The sequence below is a fragment of the Variovorax sp. EBFNA2 genome (genome assembly GCF_033802765.1).
Taxonomy (GTDB): domain Bacteria; phylum Pseudomonadota; class Gammaproteobacteria; order Burkholderiales; family Burkholderiaceae_C; genus Variovorax; species Variovorax paradoxus_H.
On the sequence record NZ_CP138497.1, the window covers coordinates 380174 to 401295 of the forward strand.

Annotated in this window: 20 protein-coding genes; 5 read left to right on the top strand and 15 right to left on the bottom strand. The window is 59.9% G+C overall.

Features of this window, described 5'->3' with window-relative positions; all coding sequences use genetic code 11:
- Positions 1-32: 32 nt before the first annotated feature.
- From RZE79_RS32120 to RZE79_RS32135, 4 genes are read left to right on the top strand one after another with little or no spacing between them, the layout of a single operon-like run.
- Positions 33-617 carry a 2-hydroxychromene-2-carboxylate isomerase gene (locus RZE79_RS32120; protein ID WP_319362282.1) on the top strand — a complete coding sequence of 195 codons (585 nt, stop codon included), beginning with the start codon at positions 33-35 and terminating at the stop codon, positions 615-617.
- Positions 614-1312 (top strand): SDR family NAD(P)-dependent oxidoreductase, encoded by a 699-nt coding sequence (locus RZE79_RS32125; RefSeq protein WP_319362283.1) that lies wholly within the window; start codon positions 614-616, stop codon positions 1310-1312. Before RZE79_RS32120 ends, RZE79_RS32125 begins: the two co-directional genes overlap by 4 nt.
- 55 nt (positions 1313-1367) lie before the next feature.
- Positions 1368-2495 (top strand): zinc-binding dehydrogenase, encoded by a 1128-nt coding sequence (locus RZE79_RS32130; protein WP_319362378.1) that lies wholly within the window; start codon positions 1368-1370, stop codon positions 2493-2495.
- 56 nt (positions 2496-2551) lie between these two features.
- Positions 2552-3376: an enoyl-CoA hydratase/isomerase family protein gene (locus tag RZE79_RS32135; RefSeq protein ID WP_319362284.1), complete on the top strand. Its 825-nt coding sequence runs from the start codon at positions 2552-2554 to the stop codon at positions 3374-3376.
- 213 nt (positions 3377-3589) lie between these two features.
- Here the strand turns inward: RZE79_RS32135 and RZE79_RS32140 are convergent, their stop codons facing one another.
- The 14 genes from RZE79_RS32140 to RZE79_RS32205 form a co-directional block, all read right to left on the bottom strand.
- Entirely contained in the window at positions 3590-3832 is a 243-nt protein-coding gene (locus tag RZE79_RS32140) for a hypothetical protein (RefSeq protein ID WP_319362285.1), read from the bottom strand.
- Between the two features lie 185 nt (positions 3833-4017).
- A complete protein-coding gene (locus RZE79_RS32145) occupies positions 4018-5100 on the bottom strand; it encodes a phosphotransferase (RefSeq protein WP_319362286.1) in 1083 nt (360 codons plus the stop codon).
- 70 nt (positions 5101-5170) lie between these two features.
- Positions 5171-5872 (bottom strand): SDR family oxidoreductase, encoded by a 702-nt coding sequence (locus tag RZE79_RS32150; RefSeq protein ID WP_319362287.1) that lies wholly within the window; start codon positions 5870-5872, stop codon positions 5171-5173.
- A 281-nt stretch (positions 5873-6153) separates the two neighbouring features.
- Entirely contained in the window at positions 6154-6903 is a 750-nt protein-coding gene (locus RZE79_RS32155; RefSeq protein WP_319362288.1) for a glucose 1-dehydrogenase, read from the bottom strand.
- Positions 6904-7196: 293 nt separating this feature from the next.
- Positions 7197-8696, bottom strand: coding sequence for an NAD(P)(+) transhydrogenase (Re/Si-specific) subunit beta (locus RZE79_RS32160; protein WP_319362289.1), 1500 nt, complete (start codon positions 8694-8696; stop codon positions 7197-7199).
- Complete coding sequence (locus RZE79_RS32165; protein WP_319362290.1) at positions 8693-9025, bottom strand: NAD(P) transhydrogenase subunit alpha; 333 nt, start codon at positions 9023-9025, stop codon at positions 8693-8695. Before RZE79_RS32165 ends, RZE79_RS32160 begins: the two co-directional genes overlap by 4 nt.
- Positions 9026-9063: 38 nt before the next feature.
- Positions 9064-10194: a Re/Si-specific NAD(P)(+) transhydrogenase subunit alpha gene (locus RZE79_RS32170; protein ID WP_319362291.1), complete on the bottom strand. Its 1131-nt coding sequence runs from the start codon at positions 10192-10194 to the stop codon at positions 9064-9066.
- A gap of 2 nt (positions 10195-10196) precedes the next feature.
- Complete coding sequence (locus tag RZE79_RS32175) at positions 10197-11828, bottom strand: AMP-binding protein (RefSeq protein ID WP_319362292.1); 1632 nt, start codon at positions 11826-11828, stop codon at positions 10197-10199.
- A 16-nt stretch (positions 11829-11844) separates the two neighbouring features.
- Positions 11845-12882: an NADP-dependent oxidoreductase gene (locus RZE79_RS32180; RefSeq protein WP_319362293.1), complete on the bottom strand. Its 1038-nt coding sequence runs from the start codon at positions 12880-12882 to the stop codon at positions 11845-11847.
- Between the two features lie 24 nt (positions 12883-12906).
- Complete coding sequence (locus RZE79_RS32185) at positions 12907-13482, bottom strand: NAD(P)H-dependent oxidoreductase (RefSeq protein ID WP_319362294.1); 576 nt, start codon at positions 13480-13482, stop codon at positions 12907-12909.
- Positions 13479-14414 carry a nitronate monooxygenase gene (locus RZE79_RS32190; RefSeq protein ID WP_319362295.1) on the bottom strand — a complete coding sequence of 312 codons (936 nt, stop codon included), beginning with the start codon at positions 14412-14414 and terminating at the stop codon, positions 13479-13481. The genes RZE79_RS32185 and RZE79_RS32190 overlap by 4 nt, the downstream gene beginning before the upstream one ends.
- Positions 14415-14427: 13 nt before the next feature.
- Positions 14428-15627: an acyl-CoA dehydrogenase family protein gene (locus tag RZE79_RS32195; RefSeq protein WP_319362296.1), complete on the bottom strand. Its 1200-nt coding sequence runs from the start codon at positions 15625-15627 to the stop codon at positions 14428-14430.
- Positions 15628-15667: 40 nt separating this feature from the next.
- Positions 15668-16459 (bottom strand): SDR family oxidoreductase, encoded by a 792-nt coding sequence (locus RZE79_RS32200; protein ID WP_319362297.1) that lies wholly within the window; start codon positions 16457-16459, stop codon positions 15668-15670.
- 70 nt (positions 16460-16529) lie between these two features.
- Positions 16530-17801: a branched-chain amino acid ABC transporter substrate-binding protein gene (locus RZE79_RS32205; protein ID WP_319362298.1), complete on the bottom strand. Its 1272-nt coding sequence runs from the start codon at positions 17799-17801 to the stop codon at positions 16530-16532.
- A gap of 1364 nt (positions 17802-19165) precedes the next feature.
- On the opposite strand from RZE79_RS32205, the gene RZE79_RS32210 reads away from it, so the two are divergent.
- Complete coding sequence (locus tag RZE79_RS32210) at positions 19166-19789, top strand: TetR family transcriptional regulator (protein WP_319362299.1); 624 nt, start codon at positions 19166-19168, stop codon at positions 19787-19789.
- Between the two features lie 255 nt (positions 19790-20044).
- Here the strand turns inward: RZE79_RS32210 and RZE79_RS32215 are convergent, their stop codons facing one another.
- Positions 20045-21121: a maleylacetate reductase gene (locus tag RZE79_RS32215; RefSeq protein WP_319362300.1), complete on the bottom strand. Its 1077-nt coding sequence runs from the start codon at positions 21119-21121 to the stop codon at positions 20045-20047.
- Position 21122 lies beyond the last annotated feature (1 nt).

The following is a 21122-nucleotide window of genomic DNA, read 5'->3' on the forward strand; positions in this document are numbered from 1 at the left end:
ATTCACAACCACGGACTCTCAAAGGAACCCAAATGAAAAGCGTTGACTTCTACTTTGACTATCGCAGCCCCTACAGCTTCCTGGCACTGTCCCAGGTCCGGAAGATGGATGTCGAGATCGCCTTCCACCCATTCGAAATCGGGGCCCTGATGAAGGCGGTGGGAAACGTGCCGACGAGCCTCACCTGCGCACCCAAAGGCCGCTACGTGATGACCGACATGGCGCGATGGGCGGCCCACTATGGAGTTCCACTCAATCGGCATCCCCAGGGATCGGAGATCGACGCCAGCCGCCTGTTGCGTGCCACGCTCGTGGCCGGGCAACTGGGCGCTATGCCCGCGGCGGTGAACGCAATCTTCAACGCGTTTTGGTCAGCTCCCGCGCCGCTGTCCACGGCGGCCGAGGTCGCGGCCCTGCTGGGCGCTGCGGGGCTCGACGCTGAGACGCTTGAAGCGCGGATGGACTTGCCGGCCGCACAGGCCCTCCTGGATGAGGCAACCGGCGGGGCGGCGTCGCGCGGCGTGTTCGGCGCGCCGACCCTATTCGTGGAGGACGATATGTTCTTCGGCAATGACCGCCTGCACTTCGTGCAAGCTCGCTTGGAGCAGGCCGCATGAGGCCGCTTGTCATCATCACCGGCGTAGGACCGGGCACCGGCTCGGCAATGGTCCGACGGTTCCACGATGGCGGCTACCAGGTGGCCATGCTCGCGCGAACGGTCGAGCGCTTGACCGATCTCGAGAGCGCGCTTCCAAACGCTTTTGCGGTCCCCTGCGATGTGGCCGACCCTGCGGCGCTAGCGGCTGCACTCGATGCCATCGAGCAACGCGCCGGCATCCCCAAGGTGGTGATCCACAACGCAGTGGGTGGGGCATTCGGCAACTTCCTCGACATCGACCCGCAGGTTCTCCAGCAGAATTTCCAGATTAATGTCATGGCCCTGCTGCACCTTGCCCGGTGGGCGGCGCCGCGAATGGAGGTAGCAGGGGGGGGCGCCTTGCTGGTTACAGGCAACACCTCGGCCGTTCGTGGCAAGGCTGCTTTTGCGGGCTTTGCGCCAAGCAAGGCGGCGCAGCGCATTCTGGCCGAGTCCATCGCTCGTGAGATGGGACCCCGGGGTGTGCACGTGTCCTTCATGATGATCGACGCAGTCATCGACGTGCCTTGGGCCCGCGCGCGGATGGCGGACAAGCCGGATGACTTTTTCATCAAGCCATCCGACATCGCCGAAGAGGTCTGGCACGTCACCCACCAGCCACGTTCAGCGTGGTCGTTCCTGACGGAAGTGCGGCCCTTCCGCGAGTCCTGGTGATCGGAGGCGTTCAGCTTCCATGAACTCGCCTTTGTCCAACTCACAAGACACTCCCATGCCGTTGCAACTCCGCTCCATCGTCCGCGCCGGCGGCGAGCTTGAACTCTCGCTCGCCGAGGTGCCGATGCCCGAACCCAAAGCCGGCGAGGTGCTCGTGCGCATCGAGGCGGCGCCGATGAACCCGTCGGACCTGATGGTGCTGTTTGGCATGGCCGACATGTCGACCGCGAAGGCCTCCGGCACAGCCGACCGTCCGGTCGTCACTGCCACCGTGCCGCCCCGCATGCTGCCGGCCGTGGCGGGCCGCCTAGGCGAGTCCGTGCCGGTCGGCTACGAAGGCGCCGGCGTCGTGGTGGGCGCGGGAAGTTCCCCGGCTGCACAGGCCCTGCTCGGCAAGACGGTGGGTGTGATCGGCGGCGCGATGTATTCGCAGTACTGCGCAGTCAACGTCGCGCAGTGCCTATCGCTGCCCGAGGGCACGACGGCGGCGGAAGGTGCCTCATGGTTCGCCAATCCGCTCACCTCTCTCGGCATGACGGAGACGATGAAGCGAGAGGGCCACACCGCGCTGGTTCACACCGCTGCGGCGTCGAACCTGGGGCAGATGCTCAACAAGGTCTGCCTGAAAGACGGGATCGGCCTCGTCAACATCGTGCGCAAGCCCGAGCACGAGACGCTGCTGCGCGAACTCGGCGCGAAGTACGTCTGCAACAGCACGTCGCCGACCTTCATGGCCGACCTGACGAATGCGCTGGCTGAAACCGGCGCGACGCTGGCCTTCGACGCAATCGGCGGCGGCAAGGTGGCCGGCCAGATCCTCATGGCGATGGAAGCCGCCGCGAACCGCAATGCGAAGGAATACAACCGCTACGGATCGACCGTGCACAAGCAGGTCTACATCTACGGCAGCCTCGACCGGGGGGCGACGGAATTCACCCGTGGCTTCGGCATGACATGGAGCATGGGTGGCTGGTTGCTATTCCCGTTTCTGCAGAAGGTCGGCGCGACCGAGGTCGAGCGGCTGAAGCAACGCGTGGCATCCGAACTTAAGACAACCTTTGCAAGCCACTACACGCGGGAGGTGTCAATGGTCGAAGCACTGCAGCTTGACGCCATCGCGGTCTACAGCAAGGCGTCGACGGGCGCGAAGTACCTTGTTAATCCGAACAAGGATCGGAGCTGACCAAGTCGGCATCTTTGCGACATCTGGTGTTGATCTAAACCTAAGGAATTATGACCATGAGCAAACAAACCCAATTTCAAGTACACGCGGTGTCGCCGGCCTATTGGAAGGTGACCTTTGAGAACGGGCCGATCAACCTCATCGATCCGGACACCATCGATGAGCTTGGCGAACTGGTGACCCGCATGGAGCAGGACCCCGATCTGACCGTCGTCGTGTTCCAGAGCGCCAACCCCGACTTCTTCATGGCGCACTTCGATCTCAAGTCGGATATCCAGCGCGTGTACACCACGGCGCCGGGCCCCACCGGGCTCCTGCCCCACCCGGACACCCTTTTGCGCCTCAGCAGGGTTCCGGCCCTCACTATCTCGGCCATCAACGGCCGCGCCCGAGGAGCGGGAAGCGAGTTCGTCCTGCACACGGACATCCGTTTCGCTGGGCCTAATGCCATCCTGGGGCAGCCCGAGGTGGGCTTCGGCGCCGTACCCGGCGGCAACCCGATGGGGCGGCTGGCTGAGTTGGTAGGCCGAGGTCGCGCAATGGAGATCGTGGTGGGAGGAGAGGACTTCCCGGCCAAGCTCGCTGCCGAATATGGATATGTCAACCGCGTGCTTCCAGAGGGCGAACTGGACGACTTCGTCGACACCTTCGCCCGCCGCATCGCCGGCTTTAGCAAGGCCGGGGTCTCTGGCACGAAGGAGTTCGTCGATGCGGCTACCGCAATTCCGGCGGGGGATTACGCAGCAGCTATGGCCGCCTTCAGGCGCACGGCGGGGCGTCCGGAGAACGCAGCTCACGTGCGCAGCCTCTTTGAACGCGGTTTGCAGCAGCCTCAGGGAATCGAACTCGACCTCGGCAAGCGCATCGCTGAGAGGTTTTGAGCCGCACGGCCGGAGCTGTCAAGTTAACCGGAAATGCGGCTGTTCGGGCTCGTCTCTGGCTCTACGTCGCGCGGAAAGTCCCAGCAAAACCAGCCGCAGACCAGGGGCCAAATCCGGCTTTTGAGCCATCAATTTGGGGCTCGACCCGTCCGACCTAAAGCTACTCTGGCTGTGGCCAGATCCGGTTTTAACCTGAACCTGCTTGTCACCGGATCACTGGGGGCAATTCGCGTCGATTCTTGACGCGATGAACGCTCGTTCTTCAACCTGACTCAGGGCGTCTTCGGCGGCGACGCCGCTACGGCGACCGCGGCCGGCGACATAGAAGCCCGTCGCTCGGCAACGCTGGACGGAGATGATCGTATCGGTGGCGGTCCGGCGGAGGCGGGCGCACAGCACGCGGTGAAAGCTCGTGGCCAAACGCACCGAGAAAGTCGTGACGATGGCGTACGCCATCCGCCCAATGGCCTGGCGTATGCCGCACGCGATGCAGCGCGAGCACTGCCTCCTGCTTGATTGTTTCACCGGAACATGGTGCATGTTTGCCGACCCACTGCCTCCCAGATCGCCTCAGCATCGGCTGCATTGCTTCTTCAAGCGTCGATGACCCGAGGGCGTCGCTGAAGTGGACGCACGCTCATTCAAGCGCGTTGCGCGAGTGCCCAACCCATCTGCGCAAGCGGCCGCGCACCGGCACTCGCTTGCTTTGCCTGCGCGCTCGATGCCGTCCCCGTCTCCACACGTTTGGCAATTCCTTGCAGAATGCCGGCGAGCCGGAACATGTTGTAGGCGAGGTAGAAGCTCCAATCGGCCATCACTGCGTCGGGGTCGGCGCGGCCGGTTCGCTCGCAGTAGCGGCGCACATAGCTCTTCTCGTCGGGTATGCCGAGAGCGGCGAGGTCGAGCCCGCAAATGCCGAGGGTTGTCGGGCCCGGCTGGATGTGCCACGACATGCAGTGGTAGCTCAAGTCGGCCAGTGGATGGCCGATCGTCGAGAGTTCCCAGTCGAGCACTGCGATCGCCCGTGACTCGGTGGCGTGGAACATCAGATTGTCGAGCCGGTAGTCGCCGTGCACGATCGACACTTGGCTCTCGTCGCGCGCGCTCGCCGGTATGTGGGCAGGGAGCCAGTCCATCAACCGATCCATCTCGGGAATCGGCTGCGTGATCGAAGCCTGGTACTGCTTCGTCCAGCGACCGATCTGGCGCTCGAAATAGTTGCCAGGCTTGCCGTAGTTCTCGAGACCTACTGCCTTGACGTCGACGCTATGCAGCGCGGCGATCACTCGGTTCATCTCGTCGTAGATTCGACTTCGCCGTGTGTCGTCGGCAGCGGGGATCGATTGGTCCCACATCACGCGGCCAGACATGTACTCCATCACGTAGAAGGCGCAGCCGATCACGGATTCATCTTCACACAGCAGGTACATGTTTGGTACAGGCACGTCGGTCGCGCGCAGCGCTCGCATCACGGTGAATTCACGATCGATCGCATGCGCCGAGGCCAGCAGCTTCGCCGCCGGGCCGGGCTTGCAGCGCATCACGTAAGAGCGCTCCGGCGTGTTGAGTTTGTAGGTTGGGTTCGATTGCCCGCCCTTGAACTGTTCGACCGTGAGTGGTCCCTCGAAACCATCCACCCGCGGCTCGAGATAAGCCCGCAGCGTGGCTACGTCGAACGGATGAGCCCCGGAGATTGGCTTGGTGCCGGTTTGAGCTTCTGTCATGTCTATGGACTCGTGTTTTTCGTTCAATCAGTAGGTGCGGGGTAGTGGCTTGCCGGAAGGCAGTTCAGCCTTAGGTCGTCCGAAGGTAGACGCCCGGCTCGGCCGACAAGCCCTGCTTAACCTGCTGGGTGATCTCGTCGGCCAGCACCTCCTCGGCCCCGGCTTCGAGGGCGTCGAGGCTGCGGCGCACCACCTCTTCGGGGCTGGACTTCGGCTGATCGTTGCCGCGCGCCATGTCGGTGTCGACGAACCCCATGTGCAAGCCCAGTACCTGGGTGCCCTGGGCGCGCAGCTCGTGGCGCAGACTATTGGTCAGTGACCAGGCGGCCGATTTGGTGGCGGCATAGGTCGCGAGACGGGGTGCTGTGATCCAGCTCGCGAGCGACAGGACGTTCAAGATCGCACCGCCGCCATGGCCGGCGAGCACCGGCGCAAAGGCGAGCGCCATGCGCAGGGGCCCGAAAAAATTGGTCTCGAACTGGTCGCGGGCGGCCTCGACACTGCCCTCGGCAATGAATGCCCCGAGCGTCGCGATACCGGCGTTGTTGATCAGTAGCGTGACGTCGCCGCAATGGCGTGCCGCTGCAGCAATCTCATCGGGCCGGGTGACGTCGAGGCGAATTGGTTCGACGCCAGCCAACGTGACGTTGGCCGGGTCGCGCGATCCAGCGTAGACCTTGCGTGCGCCGCGCGCCAGAGCGGCGCGGGCGAATGCGAGACCGATGCCGCGGTTGGCGCCGGTGACGAGGACGGTAGCGTTTTCGAGTTTCATGGTCGGGTCTTTGCAGGAGATTGAAGAGGCTGCGGTGCAGCGGTAGAGCGCCACATGGATACGCTATTCGTCATGTTTCGCGTTCGAAAGAAGGTGGAGGCTGCGCGCAAGGCCCCTCGGGCCGCGGGGGTTAGTCCGATCTGATGGGCGGCAACGGTTGCTGCGCAACCGACCAATAGCTTGGCCCCCGGGGAAAGTCGCCTGACCCACATGATCCAAGTGGTAGTGACCGATCTCAATCGTTCCGTTGCGCACTTAGCAGGACCAACAGCTTCATCGCCCTAGATCTGCGCAATGCCTCCGTCGACGAACAGTTCAATGCCGGTGACGAAGCTCGATGCGTCCGAGGCTAGGAAGACGGCGACCTTGCCAATCTCATCGGGTTCTCCAACGCGGCCCATCGGAATCTGACCTGCAAAACCATCGAGCAGCCCCTGCTGGTGTTCGACTGGCACCAGGCCCACCAGCCCTGGTGTTTTCGTCGGTCCGGGACTGAGGACATTGATGCGAATGTTGCGACCTTTGAGGTCCAGAATCCAGCTACGAGCGAAATTCCGGATTGCCGCCTTGGAAGCGCTGTAGACGCTGAATGCAGGTACGCCATGTATTGAACTGGTCGAACCAACCAGGATGACTGCCGCGCCCTCGGCCAATAGGGAAAGTGCCTTTTGAACTGTGAAGAGCACCCCTTTCACGTTGGTGCTGAACGTCTGGTCGAACAGCTCTTCCGTGATCGCGCCAAGCGGAGCCATGCTGCCGCCTCCAGCATTCGCGACCAAGACGTCGATGCGTCCATGGCGTTGCTTGACGGTCTCGAAGAGTGTGTCGAGATCCTGTAGGCTGGAGACGTCGGCGCGGACGGCGGAGGCTTGATCCCCGATTTCGGCGACCGCGGCGTCAAGTTCTTTCGGGCGCCGACCGGTGATAACGACGCTTGCGCCTTCGGCTGCAAACCGTTTGGCAATAGCCAAACCGATACCGGTACTTGCACCAGTCACGACAGCGATCTTGCCTTGAAGAGAGGGAGTCATTTTGCGGGCCTTTGGAAATGGTCCGGCACGGGATGCGCCGGACGGGGGGATGAAGCGTGAGGTCCGGCACTGAGGCCGCTATCGGACGAGGCGCCAACCGTCGTAACCTGATCGCGTGATGCACTCAGTTCGTGTACCGTGAAACCGGCAGCGCACCGGTCCATTCACCATGCCAGACGGTGGCAAGAGGGATCCAATCCGCGGCTGTCTAAGCCTTGGCCCTGACCACAGCTGACGGGAGCACTGCCTCCGAGTCACCGTTGCACTGTGTTGATGCGTTCATCAGCAGCGCTTTATTCGATGGCCTTGCCCATGTCCTCGACGACCTTTTTGGCGTCTCCGAACACCATCATGGTCTTGTCCATGTAGAAGAGTTCGTTGTCCAGGCCCGCGTAGCCCGCCGCCATGGAGCGCTTGTTCACGATGACGGTCTTGGCCTTGTAGGCCTCCAGAATGGGCATGCCGTAGATCGGGCTGCCCTTGGTGTGCGCCGCGGGGTTCACCACGTCGTTGGCACCCAGGATGATCGCCACGTCGGCCTGGCCGAACTCGCCGTTGATGTCTTCCATCTCGAACACCTGGTCGTAGGGCACCTCGGCCTCGGCCAGCAGCACGTTCATGTGGCCGGGCATGCGGCCTGCCACCGGGTGGATGGCGTACTTGACGGTGATGCCCTTCTCGGTGAGCTTGGCCGCCAGTTCCTTCACGGCGTGCTGGGCGCGCGCCACGGCCAGGCCGTAGCCCGGCACGATGACCACGGTCTCGGCGTTGCCGAGCACGAAGGCCGCGTCGTCGGCGCTGCCGGTCTTCACGGGGCGCTGCTCCTTCGCGCCGCCAGTGGCCGCGGCCGCCTCGCCGCCGAAGCCGCCCAGGATCACGTTGAAGAACGAGCGGTTCATGGCCTTGCACATGATGTAGCTCAGGATCGCACCCGAAGAGCCCACCAGCGAGCCGGCCACGATCAGCATCGCGTTGTTCAGGCTGAAGCCGATGCCGGCCGCCGCCCAGCCCGAGTAGCTGTTGAGCATCGACACCACCACCGGCATGTCGGCGCCGCCGATCGGGATGATGATGAGCACGCCCATCACGAAGGCCAGCGCCAGCATGGTGAAGAACGCCGGCCAGCTTTCGGTGGCCACGAACACCAGGCCCAGGCCGATGGTCGCCAGGCCCAGCACCAGGTTCAGCATGTGCTGGCCCTTGAACTGCACCGGTGCGCCCTGGAACAGGCGGAACTTGTACTTGCCCGACAGCTTGCCGAAGGCGATGACCGAGCCGCTGAAGGTGATGGCGCCGATGGCCGCGCCCAGGAACAGTTCGAGCCGGTTGCCGTAAGGAATGCCGTGGCGCACGAAGCCCTCGAAGAGCACCGCGCCGTCGGGCGTGCGCGAACCGATGACGGCCGCCACGGGCGCAGCCGTGATGCCGAAGGCCCAGGGCTCGGCCACCGCGGCCACGCCGATGAACACCGCGGCCAGGCCGATCATGCTGTGCATGAAGGCAACCAGCTCGGGCATCTTGGTCATCTCGACCTTGTTGGCCATGAAGGCGCCCAGGCCGCCACCGACCACGACGGCAGCCAGCACCCAGGCGATGCCGGTGGTGAAGTCGACGTTGAGCGCGCGCGCCTGTGCGTGCACCAGCGCGATGGTGGTCAGCACGGCGATCGCCATGCCGGTCATGCCGAAGACGTTGCCGCGGATCGAGGTGGTGGGATGCGACAGGCCCTTCAGGGCCTGGATGAAGCAGACGCTGGCAACGAGGTACAGCAGCGTGACGAGGTTCATGCTCACTTGGAAGCTCCCTCTTCAGCCTTCGGTGCGACGGCCTTTTTCTCTTTCTTCTTGAACATCTCCAGCATCCGGCGCGTGACCAGGAAGCCGCCGAAGACGTTCACGGCGGCCAGCGCCACGGCGAGCACGCCCATGGTCTTGCCCAGCGGCGTGGTGGTGAGCGCGGCGGCCAGCATGGCGCCCACGATCACGATGGCCGAGATGGCGTTGGTCACGGCCATGAGCGGCGTGTGCAGCGCGGGCGTGACGGTCCAGACCACGTGGTAGCCGACATAGATGGCCAACACGAAGATGGTCAGGTTGATGACGGTGTGCGAAACGATTTCCATGGTGTTTTCTTCTCCTCGCGTAGATGCTCAGGGGGCGCTTATTTCTTCGTGACCTGGCCGTCTTGCGTGACGCGGCAGGCGGCGACGATGTCGTCCTCGAGGTCGATCTGGAGCGCGCCTTCCTTCGTGACGACGAGCTTGAGGAAGTCGAGCACGTTGCGCGCATAGAGCGCCGACGCGTCGGCCGCCACCAGCGCCGCCAGGTTGGTTTCGCCGACGATGGTCACGCCATGCTTGACGACGGTCTTGTCGGCCTCCGACAGCGGGCAGTTGCCGCCGATACCGTCCGGCCCCTTGCCGGCCGCGATGTCGACGATGACCGAGCCCGGCTTCATCGACTTGACCATCTCCTCGGTGATGAGGGTGGGCGCGGCGCGGCCGGGAATGAGCGCGGTGCTGATGACCACGTCGGCCAGCGCGACGCGCTTGGCAACCTCGATCTGCTGGCGCGCGAGCCAGCTAGCGGGCATCGGCTTGGCATAGCCGCCGACACCGACCGCGGCCTCTTTCTCTTCGTCGGTGTCGTAGGACACCTCGATGAACTTGCCGCCCAGCGACTCGATCTGTTCCTTGACGCTCGGACGCACGTCCGACGCCTCGATGACGGCGCCCAGGCGCTTGGCCGTGGCAATCGCCTGCAGCCCGGCCACGCCGACACCCAGGATGACGACGCGCGCGGCCTTCACGGTGCCGGCGGCGGTCATGAGCATGGGGAAGAAGCGCTGGTACTTGTCGGCCGCGATCATCACGGCCTTGTAGCCCGCGATGTTGGCTTGCGAGCTGAGCACGTCCATGCTCTGGGCGCGCGTGGTGCGCGGCGCGGCTTCGAGGGCGAAGGCCGTGACGCCGGCGGCAGCCAAGCGCTGCAGGCCGGCCGCGTCGAAAGGATTGAGCATGCCGATGACGACGGCGCCGGCCTTCAGCTGCGCCGCTTCGGCGTCGCTGGGCGTGCGCACCTTGAGCACCATGTCGGCGGAGAACGCGCCCGCCTGGTCTGTGATTTCCGCGCCGGCGGTCTGGTAAGCCGCATCGGTGACGCTGGCTGCAACGCCGGCTCCCGACTGAACACGAACGATGTGCCCGGAAGCGACCAGTTTCTTCACCGTTTCGGGTGTCACGGCCACTCGGGTTTCGCCAGCCGCTGTCTCGGCGGGTACGCCTATCTTCAAGGTCACAGCGGAGCACCCAGCGACGAACGCAGCAATTTTCCGACAGCTGATCGAGGGAGTTTTTCCCGAAATTCGATTACCTTCGGGCGTTTATAAGCCGTGAGATTCGCCTTCATGTGTTGCCTTATTGATTCTTCGGTGAGTGCATCACTTCGGGGCACGACAACCAACTTCACCGCTTCTCCAGTGATTTCGTCAGGAATGCCGACGGCCGCACACTCGAGTACCAGTTCCATCTCGATAGCCACAGCCTCGATCTCGCTGGGATAAACGTTGAACCCGCTCACGAGCATCATTTCTTTTTCCCGTCCAGAAATGCACAGGTAGCCCTGTTCATCAATGCGGCCAAGATCACCCGTCAGGAAAAAACCATCTTTCGTCATGAATCGAGCAGTTTCTGCTTCGCGCCGCCAATAGCCCTTAAATAATTGCGGCCCGCGAACTGCAATTTGACCGATCTCTCCCAAGGGCAGGGCTTGAAATTTCTCGTCAAGGATCATTACTTCCGTCGAGGGTGCTGGCGGGCCGACGGTTCCTTGGCGGATGGCGCCGTGAGGAGGATTGCAGCTGACAGTGCCGGAAGTCTCGGAAAGTCCGTATCCTTCGCTGATGGCGCAACCAGTTCTTTCGAACCAGCGAGCGGCAACCGGACGCTGGGTGGACATCCCGCCAGCCGTTGCGATCTTCAGGTGGCTCCAATCAACCGTGCCGAAGTCCGGGTCATTCATCAAATTGCTGAATAACGTATTGATGCCGGGCAGCATATGAAAAGGTGCTTCCTTCAGCTTCGACAACATTTTTGCTGAATCTCGAGGGTCTGAAATCAGAAGGAGGATTCCTCCCAGCTTGATACTTGCCAAAAGCGTTATGAAAGAAACTATGTGATACAGGGGAAGGGCGCACGCGATAACGGGAACTGGTACCTCCGCTAATGCAGGTTGAAACCAAGCGAAATTTTGAGCCGTGTTCGCTAATAGACTTTCGTGTGAAAGCATCGCCCCCTTGGAAACCCCGGTCGTCCCGCCGGTGTACTGCAGCACCGCGGTGTCGCTATTGGCCGAATTGGGTGGCGAGTAAATCGCTGACATGCCGAGAGAGAGCGCTGCAGGCATATCAACAGCGGTGCCGTCGCGGTGCGCGAGAAGGTCGCCTGGTTTCGGCTTCAAGTCCGTGCGTAAATTGCAGAGGATCAAATGGCGAATCTGCGTCTGGGATAGGCCATCTTTTACCGCATCGAATTGACTTTCGAGCAGTATCGACGCTTCGGCACCGGCGTCCGTGACTTGCAACAGGAACTCCCTAGCGGTATAGGCAGGGTTGACGTTGACCAATACCAATCCCGCCCGAATAACACCAATCGCCGCTACGACGTAGTGCGGTGAATTTGGAAGGGCAACAGCAACCCTCGCCCCCGCGCTGAGTCCAAGGGTCTGTAAATAGGCCGCGATCGCTAGACTCAAGGAGTCTAGATTTGAATAGCTGTACTCACTATTTTCGTGACGTATGGCAGTACGATCGCCTAAATGGTTAAACGAGGCGTTGAAGAAGTCAGCGAGCGTCTGATGATCCTTCAAGGGCTCGATGTCGTGAGGAACTTGAGGCGGGTACCATTTCAACCACGGGCGATTGTTCATGCGCTGACTCCGTTACTTATTCAGCAAGGTTGGCGGCTGCGGGGAGCTTAATAAGCATTTTCCCAGTGTTGCCACCATCAAACATGCGCTGCAATGCTGTCGGAAAGGACTCAATCCCTTCAAGTACATCTTCAAAAGATTTGATCCAACCAGCGGCGTGCCACCCGCGCAATGCATGCAGCGCCTCTGGATAACGCTGCTCATAATCGAAGATGACGAATCCTGCCATCGTGGCCCTGTTCATGAGCAAGGACATGTAGTTCCTCGGCCCATTGCCGCGAGCGACATTGTTGTATTGCGAAACGGCTCCACAAACCACGATTCGTGCACCGTGGCGAATGCGGCCGAGGGCCAGATCAAGGATTTCACCGCCTACATTGTCGAAATAGATATCGACTCCTTCCGGGCAGGCTTTCGCCAACTGAGCACGCGCATCAGGTTGCTTGTAATCAACAGCGGCATCGAACCCCAGATTATTTACGAGGTGTGCGCACTTCTCGGCTCCCCCTGCGATGCCGACGACGCGGCACCCCTTGATCTTTGCGATTTGACCGACCACGGAGCCCACGGCGCCTGCAGCACCAGAAACCAGGACCGTGTCGCCAAATTTGAGTTTTCCGATTTCAAGAAGCCCAAAATACGCTGTAAATCCGGGAGTGCCTAATGCGCCCATGTAAGCGGTCGCAGGCACCTTTGAAACATCGATCTTCGTAAGACCGTCAGCTTCCATGGATGCAAATTCCTGGACGCCGAAAGCCCCCAATACAGTGTCCCCGACACTAAATCTCGCATCGTCGGAAAACAGAACTACACCAGCTCCGGCCGCCCGCATGACATCGCCAATGGCTATGGCCTCCATGTAGGATTTTCCTTCGTTCATCCATGAACGCATGGCTGGATCCACCGAGATATAGGTAACCTGTACGAGTACCTTCCCTTTTTCTGGTGCCTTTACCGCTGTTTTCACCTGCTGCCAATCGCTTTCCTTCGGCAGACCGCTCGGACGCTGCCTGAGAATGAATTGCTTGTTGGAAAGTTGTGAAAAATTAGTCATGGGTTATCTCCGAATTTGAATGAGTTAAAGTTGCCGATTGCACGAGAGATTTGCGAATTTCACGACCTGACTCGCCATCAGTTGAATTTGCTGCACCACGGAGTTCGATTGGCATGCGCCTGCGGAATCGAGCGGAGCTTCGGATATGTTGATAGCGACGCCCATTGGGGTGGGCCATCCTCTTAGTGCATGCACTATTTCTCTCAAGGAAGCCATGGTTCCGACCGCGGCTTGCCATCCCCCGGCTACCGCCATGCAGCCGACCGCGCGTTCGCTGAAGTAGGGGCGTTGATCACTTCTGGTTTCCTCTGCGTAGTCAAGCGCGTTCTTCATAAAGCCGGATACCGTTCCGTGATAGCCAGGCGAAGCGATGATGATTCCGTCGGCCCTACGCAACTCTTTAACCAACTGCAGCGCTGATGCGTCAGAGGCTGCGCTGGGTTCATAGAGGGGTAAGCGAAGTGCACTTGCGCCGAGGAAACTCGTTGTTGCGCCAGCCTCTTCTGCAGCGCTCAATGCAAGTTGCAGATAACGCTCCGCGCTTGATCCAGGCCTTGTACCGCCACCGATGCCAAGGATATGTGGGGAGGAATTAGTCATTGCGCGGCCTCGGAATACTGCAATTTGGTGCCGCTTTCGACGGCGGACCAGTACTCTCTGCTTAGCCGATCCACCAACGTGGCGGTCGGCTCGATCACATTGAGCGATCCCACTCCGTGGCCGGCTGACCACACCTTCGTCCAGCGCTCGATGTCTCCGTTGTGTACGGGTTCAGCAGACTCGAGCTCGTCCGCGTTGATGCCGACTGCAGCTAAGCTTTTGCGGAGCCAGTACGCGGGCACCCCGGATACGGCTTTGGTTAAAACCAAGTCGTCGATATCCGAGTCCAGCAACATCTGACGATATGAGTCGCTGGCCATCGACTCTGGGCAGGCGATGAATGCCGTGCCCATGGAGGCGAGATCGGCGCCAAGCGTTTCGACGGCCCGGATGCCTGACCCATTGATAATTCCTCCCCCTAGGACCATTGTTCCGTGAAAGAACTCTCGGATCGCAGGCACCATTGCAAAAGCGCTCATCGTTCCGGTATGGCCCCCCGCGCCCGCGGCTACCAGGACAAGTCCATCGACTCCAAGCGATGTCGCCTTACGTGCATGTTGTACGGAGTTCACGTCGGCAAACACTCGCCCGCCATATGAATGCACGCATTCAATGACTTCTCTTGGACTACCAAGTGCTGTGATGACGAGTGGTGGGCGATAGCGAGCCACCACCTCCAGGTCTTCGCTGAGGCGGCGATAACTTTTATGCACCAGTAGGTTTACGCCCCATGGCGCATCTGCTGGACCTAGCTGCGTAGAAATCCGATGAAGCCATTCATCCAAGATCTCAACAGTTCTGGCGTTTGCTGCCGGAACTGTCCCGATGGCACCCTTGCGGCAAGCGGCCACTACCAGCTCAACCGTGGACACCAAGAACATTGGTGCAATGAGGAGCGGCAACTTCAACCGTCTGAGCCAGTCTTCAGGCATTGTCATTTCGACCTCAAAGCATTGCGGAGTTCGTTGGAAGGCCAAGGTAGAGCCGGCCCGTGAGCTCATACGTGGACTCGCTGACCATCATGTGTTGGGACGCCGTCAAGACGTCGCGCAGACAACGCTGCAGTGGAGAGTTGTCAAAGATGGCGCTGCCACCCGCACAGGAATACACCCGAGTCACAACCTTGACGGCCTCTTCGCTTGCGTGGGTCGTGGCCAGTCGAAGATCTCGGCGCAACGCCACTGAGATCTCTCCCGTGCTGCTCGACGCCGACCATGCCCTGTCAACTGCGTCGATCAGGAAGGCGCGTGCGGAGCGAAGCTGGGCTTCCGCTCTGGCGACATGCTGCTGAGTTGAAGCTCGGTCCGCCAAAAGGCGGGCGCTACCTTGAGGTGTCTTTTTCGTTGCGAGCTCAATCAAGCTGTCGATGGCGAGACGTGCAATGCCAAGCGCTACTGCCGCAATGCCAACTCCCAGAATGCAAAACACCGGGAACTTGAACAGTGCCCCTGGGAGTGGCGTGTCCGTGAGTATCGACGCGGACAGACCGTTGGGAACGAATGCATCTTTTACGCTGTACTCATTGCTGCCGGTGCCGCGCAGTCCGAGCGTATGCCATGTATCTGCTATCGATACTTGATCTGCTCTGAAGACCATGGATCGGTTCTCAAACAATCCATCAGCCAATTTCTCCGGCTTTCCGTCTTCGCCCAGAATCAAACAGCCGCCGGTGATGAAGTCTGCGTTGTACGACGCGGAGCCCCACATCCAACTTCCATTCACCAAAAAGCCGGGGACACCTTCGACTATTGTGCGGACAGCGGTGCCGCGCGGCGCGAACACGCCGGCCATCTTGACGTTCGGGTTTGCAAAGATCGCCTTGACTTCGCGCTCAGGAAGATAGGCCCCGATGATGGTTGATGTGTTCGAGATAAACGTACACCACGCCGCGGCCGCGTTGGCTTGTGCCAGTTTTTCCACGACGGCCACGAACGTATGAACATCCGCCTCCAGACCTCCGAGAGCGCGCGGAATGAATATGCGATAGAGACCTGCCTGGGCCAACCTTTCCGCAAGCTCATCCGGCAGATGTCTTTCTTCTTCCACCGTGTCATTGGCCGCTTGCAAGATTGGACTCAACTCCTGGCATGCGTAAAGCAGTTCGTCACGCTGCGTCAACTCTGATGGCTCGTACTCAAATGTCATGGGTAAGCTTTCGTTTGATTGCGAATTGATGCGTTGTTGTTCACGCTCCGATGACCGCACTGGTGCCGCCGTCCACGACAATTGAATGTCCGGTCATGTGCTTCCCAGCAGCGGACGCCAGCAATAGAGCGGCTCCCTTCAGGTCGTCTGGGTCGCCGAGCCGCCCGAGAGGCGTGGTGCTAATGATTCTTTCCTCACCGAACGCTGCAATCACGCCATCTGCCATCTTGCTTGGGAACAAGCCCGGGGAAATCGCATTCACGTTAATTCCGTGCTTGCCCCATTCGGCAGCAAGCGCACGGGTAAATGTGATAACCGCCCCCTTGCTCGTGTTGTAAGCGACGCATTCCATTGGAGCTGGATTTCCGCCGAGCCCGGCAATCGAGGCGATGTTGATGATGCGACCACGTCGGCGCGGGATCATGCTTCCTACGGCGACCTGCTGGCTAAAAAGAAAGAGACTTCGGATATTCAGGTTCATCACGCGATCCCATGCCTGAAGCGTGTGAGTCTCAGCCGAGGCACCCCAAGAAGTTCCCGCGTTATTAACCAATATGTCCAGATGGCCAAACGTGTCGAAAGTTGTGCTGCAAACGCGTTGAACTTCGGATGGGTCGCTAGAGTCGGCTGCGATCCAAGAAGCCTCAATCCCGAGGTTTCCCAAATAGGCGGCCGCTGCTTCGAGTTCGGCCTCCTTTCTGGCTGTCAGCATGAGCCGCGCACCGGCACTGCCGAGCGCTTCCGCAATTTGAAGCCCGATGCCTCGTGACCCGCCTGTAATGAGAGCGGTGGAACCTTCAAGATCGAAAAGTGTGTTGGAGTAGTGATTCATATCTTTAAACTAGTTCTCCAAGTGGAGTAGTTAAGGGGAAATTTTTTTATGAGGCGATGTCAAGAAAAATTCAAGGGCGAGACATGCGGCACGTTGAAGGTCTTGAAACTTGTTCGGCGGTGAATTCGCGCACAGGAGCGAATGTCTTGCCCGTGCCTTCAGCGCTGTAAGGAACTTGAGCGCTTACGCTCGTCCACACGGTTACAAATAACGGCTGCTGAAGTTGGTGGTCTGCTTTTCTCATTTCGACCAGCCCATTAAAACCGTTGAATTTTGCGCCCTCCATTTGTGCGGCGACGGGAATTACTTCTGTAGATTGCGCTTGTTGGATTGATTTGCTAAGCAACTCAAAAACTAGCGCAACACCGTGTGTGTAGAAATCTTCGTTGAACCGCTTCTGGAACTCTCTCATCCAGACGTTCATTTGACCACCCATGTTGTAGTGGCTGTAAGCGACTTGAAAGACGCGATTGTCATCAACTTGGCGGAGCGCGGTTGGAGTACCCGCGACTACGGCGTAGTAGGTATAAAAAGAACCCTTCCAGCCGCTTTCCTCTGCGGCCTTGATAAGCAAGGAAAGGTCTGTGCCCCAGCTGCCTGTAATGATCGTGTCCGCCCCGGAGGCGCGGACTTTTGTCATGTAGGGTGAGAAATCACGAATTTGCGCAAGTGGATGGCGATCGTCGCCAACGATTGCGATGTCAGGTCGCTTTTCCCGCAATCCGGCCTTCGCAGCCTCTGCGATCTGAATACCGGAAGAATAATTCTGGTTGATCAGATAAACTTTTTTTACCTTGGGCTGGTCTTTAATGAAGCTTGTCAATGCCTCCATTTTCATGGCGGTGTCTGCCTCAAATCGAAAATGCCAATAGCTGCAGTTGCTTCCAGTCAACTCAGGGTCGGTCGCGGCATGATTTAGGTAAAGAACTTCTTTTCCTGGATTGCGTTGATTGTGTTTTTCGATCGCACTGATAAGCGCCAACGCAGGCGCTGATCCAGTCCCTTGCGCAATGAATCGAATACCCTGATCTGTTGCGCTCTTAAGTGCGCCGAGAGTTTCGGTTGGACTCAGTTTGTTATCGAAGCCAACGATTTCGAACTTCACGCCCGCTGCGTTGGAGGCGCTGAATTGTTCCGCTAGGTACTGATAGGACTTCAGCAGGCTTGTGCCTACGGAGCCCATCAGTCCGGACAGGGGTTCGATCACCGCGATTTTCACCACTTGGCCTTTCAGTACAGGCTTCTGGTTTTGCGCCATTGCTTGTCTAGAAAAACCTAACCCAGCCACTGCCCAAGTCGCGATGCGGGCGAAGTGCCTCCGCGTGAAGGTTGTAGATGTCATCGAGAAAGTACTCCAAGTGGATAAGTTTGGTCTGGCTAATCTAGCTGCCACGGGGGCACGCGGAACTAGTACTTACCCGATAGCAGTCGCGCAGGTGATCTAAGGGAAGGGAAGACTTCAAGGGATTCACGACACGAAGCGCTGATGCGATCCTCAAGGCCAACAGTTTTGGCCGAGGGCGCGGACGCGGGGCTTCAGTCGCCAGAATCGCGGTGAGTCGAAACCTGAGGGCGACCTAGTACGGGGAAGCCGGAGGGCCGTGGCGTGCTCAACGCGCAAGGCACTTGAGAGCCCGGAGCCCGACAATCCACTTCATTGTGTGTTTCGGACAGTGCCTCGCAGCTCGCATCGCCGGGGAAGTTGAGCAAGAAGTCGCGCTACGGTGCGCACGGCCATAGTGCCAGTCAGAGCCGAATCCGGGCCAGGTCTGGATGCGCAAGCTGCAGCGTTGATCCGTGACGCCTTGTGGCCTGCGAGGGCGGTGAACCTGCATGATCTTGCTGTGACCGCGCTGTCGCGCTCGTGCAGGTTTGTGATGGGCCGAGGCCCATCCCGCCTGGCTCTTCTTCAACCGGCAAGCCAACCGCATGAAGGTCCTTGTGCAAAGGTGGTCTGCTTAGGCACGCTCCAGCGGACTCAAGGCTGCTCCCTCCGGGCCAGCATGGCCCTGTGGACCCAGACGGCCTGCCGCGTCAGCAGCTCGCTGATTTGTGGTCGGGGCACGGCAGCAGCGTCTGGGCGATGGAGGCCGCAGTCATTGCAGCATTGTGTGTGCGGCAGGGGGCCAAGCATCAACTGCGACGTTTGCTATTCGGCCCTTGCCGCGCATTTCGGCAATCTAGCGCTGATGCTCACCTACGAATAACTCGAGGGACTCGGCAAGGCCGAACTGCGCGCTGGTGGGGGGGATTGCTGATCCAGATCACCGAGCGCGACGCGAAATCGCGCTAGGCGAGCCCAGGTCACGTAGCCGAGAGAGCGAGATGCTGATGCAGGTACGGCCCAACACATCCGCAGGGACATGAGCGAGAAGCTCGAATACGTGCCGGATCTGTTCGCAGTAGTGCGTCACGTTCGGAGAAATTGGCCTGCTCCGCTGTGATGCAATCGACTCCATGGGATTCCCGCGGCGATGTGTACCCGCCAGTGTTCCTAGACCATCCCATCGCGCGTTCAGGACCCGGGGGCCACTTGTTGAATCCTCTTGTGGCCCGGTCCTTTGAGAGTGTTGAGCTTCGACAAAACTTGACGTATTTCAATCTCTTGGGGACTCCGCTAAAAACTTGATCTGCCACTTGGAGCCCGATGAACGATATGCCTTCTTCTGCTAAGCTGATGGCCCAAACGACTTTGAAGAGCCTGCTGTGAGCGCCTTTGCTGAACCAGATTTGCCACTGAGCGCGCGTGGATGTCAGCGTCACAAAGAATTGATCGCGGCGGCGCTTCGCGTATTAGTTCGTGATGGGCATCATGCTGTAACGTTGCGAGCAGTTTCGGTCGAAGCCAACGCAAGTCATGGGTCAATCAACTATTACTTCGGGTCCCGAAGCGCCTTGATGTGCGCCCTCGCTGAAGACGTTTGCCGTCGAATTGCAAACAACATTACTCTCGTCACTCCTAAGCTCGGAAAGTGCGCAGATGATCCCGATCGATTCGCCACCGTTCTCGCAGAGCACAACCTGAAATATATGGTCAACGATCATGCAATGGGCATGGCGATCACCGAGCTTTCACTTGCGGGGTCGCGCGACCAAGAGCTAGGTGGCGTCTTGGTGAAATGGGGAAAGATACATGCTCGTTTGATGCGAGATAGCTTTCTGAAGCTTGGATCCAAGGATCCAGATTTGGATTATGCTTTTGTGTTGAATTGTGTCAACGGACTTATCATGGCACAACTCGCGATACCGCGTCGCGACTTCCAATCGCGGATTCTTCAGCCCTCGTTGCTTCGGCTTGTTCGCGCTATCGCAAGTGAGAAAATCGTATAACACTTTGGCTTAATTTATTAATTAAGGGCCAAAAAAGTTTTTTGCGATCGTCAATTTTCAATAAGGAGGTTGCCTGCAAAGGCATACCAAGTCTTGGCTTCAGTTTTGGAGTCCTTGATCAATTATTTTGACCAAAGAAGAAAAAATAGCCGAGTCTCCAATAGTGGCCAACCCCGGTTTAGTGGGAGACAGATTTTCATCAATGGCAGTGGTCGGTGCGCCGAGGCCAGTTGATCTTGACTGCAGGTAATCGGCTTACTCAGGCCGGGTCCCCTCAAAGGCGTTCTGCAGCAGTCGCCTGATCTCGCCTCGCTGAGCTACGCCGATCTCTCGCGGATTCCAGTAGGGGTTGTTCACCACGAGATCCGCAGCACGGTCGAGGTCTGCCTCCTTCATGCCGATGTCGCGCAATGCCACCGGTGCGCCGTTGTCTCGCGCCAAGTCGAAGAGGCCGGCTGCGGCGCTGCGAGGCTCTGCGGACCCGAGTGCGCGCTCGATGCGGGACATGGCCTCAGGCACTGTCGGCGCATTGAAGGCAATGGCCTGGGGCAGCACCACCGTGTGAACCTCGGCATGCGGCAGGTTGAAGCTGCCGCCCAAGGTGTGGCACAGCTTGTGGTGCAAGGCCATGCCCACGTTGCCAAGTACCGTACCGCACAGCCATGCACCGTACAGCGCGTCTGCGCGAGCGTCGACATCGTTGCTGCGCTGGCGGACGGCCGGCAGCGCCCTGGCCAGCGCGCGAATGCCTTCTTCAGCCATCAGGCTCATCACCGGATTGCCGTCGCGTGCATACAGGCCTTCGGCCGCGTGTGCGATGGCATTCATGCCGCTCGTCACGCTCAAGGAAATCGGCAGCGTCAGCGTCAACTCCGGGTCGTAGATCACGGTACGAGGCAGCACGCGCGCGTCCTTGCCGGTCTTCTTCAATCCGGCCTCGGTGATGCCGTAGATCGGTGTCATCTCGCTGCCGGCGTAGGTCGTGGGGATCGCAAGAATCGGCAAGCCGGATTCCAGCGCAATGGCCTTGCCCAAGCCCGTGGTCGAGCCACCGCCGATGGCAATGGCGCAATCGGCACCCAGGCGGCGCGCCTCGTCGCGGGCTTCGCGTGCCGTCTCGATGGGCACGTGCATGACTGCGCGCGCAAAAATGCCCACAGCGCGGCCGCCGAGACGCTCGGCGACCATTTGCGCCTGGCCCTGCTGCTCGGGCGTGCACAGCACCAGCGCACGATGCGCGCCGAGAAGCTCGATCTCTCGCTCCAGATGCGCCAGTGAGCCTGCGCCGAACACCACCCGCGATGGCTGGCTGTTGTAGACGAAGTCCTTCATG